The organism is Nocardia beijingensis NBRC 16342 (genome assembly GCF_001612785.1).
In the GTDB taxonomy this organism is placed as follows: domain Bacteria; phylum Actinomycetota; class Actinomycetes; order Mycobacteriales; family Mycobacteriaceae; genus Nocardia; species Nocardia beijingensis.
This window is the reverse complement of the sequence record NZ_BDBC01000095.1, coordinates 1-2,743: the sequence shown is the minus strand read 5'-3', so window position 1 is coordinate 2,743 and position 2,743 is coordinate 1. Positions and strand designations below refer to the sequence as shown.

The 2,743-nt window shown below is 67.7% G+C and carries 7 protein-coding genes; all 7 read left to right on the top strand.

Annotation, left to right across the window (positions count from 1 at the left end):
* Positions 1-645 (top strand): FtsK/SpoIIIE domain-containing protein (locus NB3_RS33705; protein WP_067811547.1); only part of this gene is annotated, 645 nt, incomplete at its 5' end.
* A gap of 113 nt (positions 646-758) precedes the next feature.
* Positions 759-1,136, top strand: coding sequence for a hypothetical protein (locus tag NB3_RS33700; RefSeq protein WP_157112170.1), 378 nt, complete (start codon positions 759-761; stop codon positions 1,134-1,136).
* Positions 1,133-1,462, top strand: coding sequence for a hypothetical protein (locus tag NB3_RS33695; RefSeq protein WP_067811541.1), 330 nt, complete (start codon positions 1,133-1,135; stop codon positions 1,460-1,462). The genes NB3_RS33700 and NB3_RS33695 overlap by 4 nt, the downstream gene beginning before the upstream one ends.
* Positions 1,459-1,644 carry a hypothetical protein gene (locus NB3_RS33690; RefSeq protein ID WP_067811539.1) on the top strand — a complete coding sequence of 62 codons (186 nt, stop codon included), beginning with the start codon at positions 1,459-1,461 and terminating at the stop codon, positions 1,642-1,644. Before NB3_RS33695 ends, NB3_RS33690 begins: the two co-directional genes overlap by 4 nt.
* Entirely contained in the window at positions 1,641-1,826 is a 186-nt protein-coding gene (locus NB3_RS33685; protein ID WP_067811536.1) for a hypothetical protein, read from the top strand. The genes NB3_RS33690 and NB3_RS33685 overlap by 4 nt, the downstream gene beginning before the upstream one ends.
* Positions 1,823-2,455 (top strand): hypothetical protein, encoded by a 633-nt coding sequence (locus NB3_RS33680; RefSeq protein WP_067811533.1) that lies wholly within the window; start codon positions 1,823-1,825, stop codon positions 2,453-2,455. The genes NB3_RS33685 and NB3_RS33680 overlap by 4 nt, the downstream gene beginning before the upstream one ends.
* Positions 2,452-2,743: replication initiator (locus tag NB3_RS33675; RefSeq protein ID WP_371855959.1), on the top strand; the 292-nt coding region annotated here is incomplete at its 3' end. The genes NB3_RS33680 and NB3_RS33675, both read left to right, overlap by 4 nt.

The window sequence follows — 2,743 nt, the reverse complement described above, 5'->3', positions numbered from 1 at the left end:
ATGTTCCTGGCGCTGAAACTCGGGTCGGTCGAGACCGGTTTCCCGGTGCTGGAGGACTGGGTGTACACCGACTACGGCCTCCAGATCGACTTGTTGATGTTGTCGGGTCAGACCCGCAACGACTGGTCCAAGGACGACACCCGCGACGCCCTGTGCCAAGTCCTCGCGGTGCCGGAGGTGCGGGTGGTGTTCCCGCATCCGGGCGTGGTCCGTCTCGAATTGAGGGTGTTCGACACTCTTGCGGATACCGCCGTCCTGCCGGGCTCGGTCTCCGCGGCGGGTGTGGACCTGGAGGCGGTGCCGGTCGGGGTGACCGAGGACTTCGACACCTGGCGGGTACGGGTGCTCTACGGACACATCCTGCTCGCGGGCGCCACGGGTTCGGGTAAGGGCTCGGTGTTGTGGTCGATCATCGCCGCACTCGGTCCCGCGATCCGTGCCGGGTTGGTGGACGTGTATCTGGCTGATCCGAAGGGCGGCGCGGAGTTCGGCAAGGGCGAAAACCGATTGTTCGTCCGCTTCGCCACCGACAACACCACCATCCTCGCCATGCTCAACGAAGCCGTCGAGCTGATGCGCGAACGTCTCGCCAGGATGCGCGCGGCCGGTCTGCGCAAGATCGTCCCCAGCACCGAGAGCCGCTGATCCTGATCATCATCGATGAGGCGGCCTCCCTGTCGTCGTACGCCAGCCGGGAGGAACAGCAAGAGTTCCGGCGCCTGACCGGCCTGTTGCTGTCGCAAGGTCGTGCGGCGGCGGTGTCGGTGATCGCGGCGTTGCAGGACCCGTCGAAGGAAACGATGCCCAACCGGCAACTGTTCCCCGTCCGCATCGGCCTGCGGCTGGACGAACCCACCCAGACTGGCATGGTCCACGGTCAAGGCGCGCGCGATCGCGGTGCCCGCTGCGACGAGATCTCCGACCTGACACCGGGTGTCGGCTACGTCGGCGAAGACGGGTCGAGCGAGTTCGTGCGGGTGCGGGCGTACTTCGTCTCCGATGACGACATCGACGCCATCGTGGACGCCTACTCCCCGGCGCCCGAGATCGCCGCTCCGGCTGAGGATTACAGCGGCTTCGACCCGGATGACCTCGGTGACGGTGGCGAGTCCGAAGATGGGCCGGTGGCGGCATGAAACGCGGTCTGGTCATCGAACAGCATGTGGTCGTCTACTGCGATTCCTGCGGGGACCACTACACCGAGGGCGAGAACGAGGCGATCTGCTTCGACTCCATCACCCAGGCCATCGCGTATCTGACCGTCCATTCCGCGGGCGGTGTCGGCTGGGTCTACGACGGCGACCGCGTTGTCTGCGACGGCTGCCAGGCCACCAACCGGTGCGTCGAGCACGGCCATTCCTTCCCTGAGTCCTGGCGTACCACGGTGTGGCCGCTGGGCAATTCCACCCGTTCCCGCACCTGCGACGTGTGCGGCGTCCCTGAAATCGAGGCCCAGCCATGAGCAACCACCGCTACGACGACAACGTTATCGACCTGGCGGCTCGTCGCCGCTGCCACCTGGAGCGTTCCGGGTTGGACTCGGCCGCGATCGCTGCGCATCTGCTGGTGGAGACCGGGGTTGTCCCGCTGTGGGACAACAGCGACGACCACGACGACTTCGACGGCGGGGACTGGGCGGCATGAGTAGCGAGGTGTCCGGGACCAGCGGACGGCCGACGAACCCGATCGTCACCGCGGCGGCCGAGCAGGTCGCCACGTCCAAGCGGCGCCGCCGCGTCAGCAGTAAGGCCAGGGAGCTGCCGCGGTGGGAGTGCCGCGACCAGATGACCCTGTTCGATCCCTCTACCTCGGAGTCCGACCGATGACCACCAAGACTGTTTCTATCCGGCACACCATGCGGTTGGACGTGTTCGACCTGGTTGCGCTGGGCCTGCTCAACCTGCTGTGGGGGACGCTGCTCGGCTTGTGGTGGCTGCTGCTGTTGCCCGTGGTCTCCGTTCCGCTGGTCCTCGTGGCCGTGGCCGGCGCTTTCCTCGGACCGGCCGCGGCCCTCGTGGTGGCCGGGCTGTCGGCCGCGGGGATCATGCTCTGGCGCATCCAGCGTCCGGAGATGTTCGAGCGATGGGTGACCCGCCGGGCTCGTGTCCGGTTCCTGACCTGGTTCCGCTACCGGCGCCGCTGGGCTCGGCTGATGACGGCCTGCCATCTGAGCATCGACCGCGGCGACCGCACCTTCATCCCGCGCCTGCTCGGCGTGGAGATCGGCCCGGCGACTGATCGGGTGCGGGTGCGGATGCTCGACGGGCACTGCCCGGCCGACTTCGAAAACCGGGTCTCGCATCTAGCGCACGCCTTCGGCGCCCTGGACTGCCGCGCCACCATCACCGGACCCGGCACCGTCGAGTTGGCGTTCCGCCGCTCGGACTCGCTCGCTGCGACCGTCATCCTGCCTCGGGTGGATCACTGGACCAAGGGACGGGGGCAGGCGGCATGACCACGCCTATCGACCTGGGCAACGACAACACCGAGGCTGCTCCGGCCCGGCAGACCGCGGCTGAGCGGCGTGCGCTCCCGAACTTCACCGATGTCGCCATAGCCACGGCGGAGAAGTTCGGGGTCTGCGTCCGGCCGGTGACCATGCGATCGTTTGACCCGCACACGGGCAAGGTCGAATACGTCGCCTCGCCGTGCAAGTCCACCGTGGCGTCGGTGTGCAAGCCGTGCGCGGACAAGGCGCGCTGGCTGCGGATGACGCAATGCAGGGAGGGCTGGCACGCCGAGG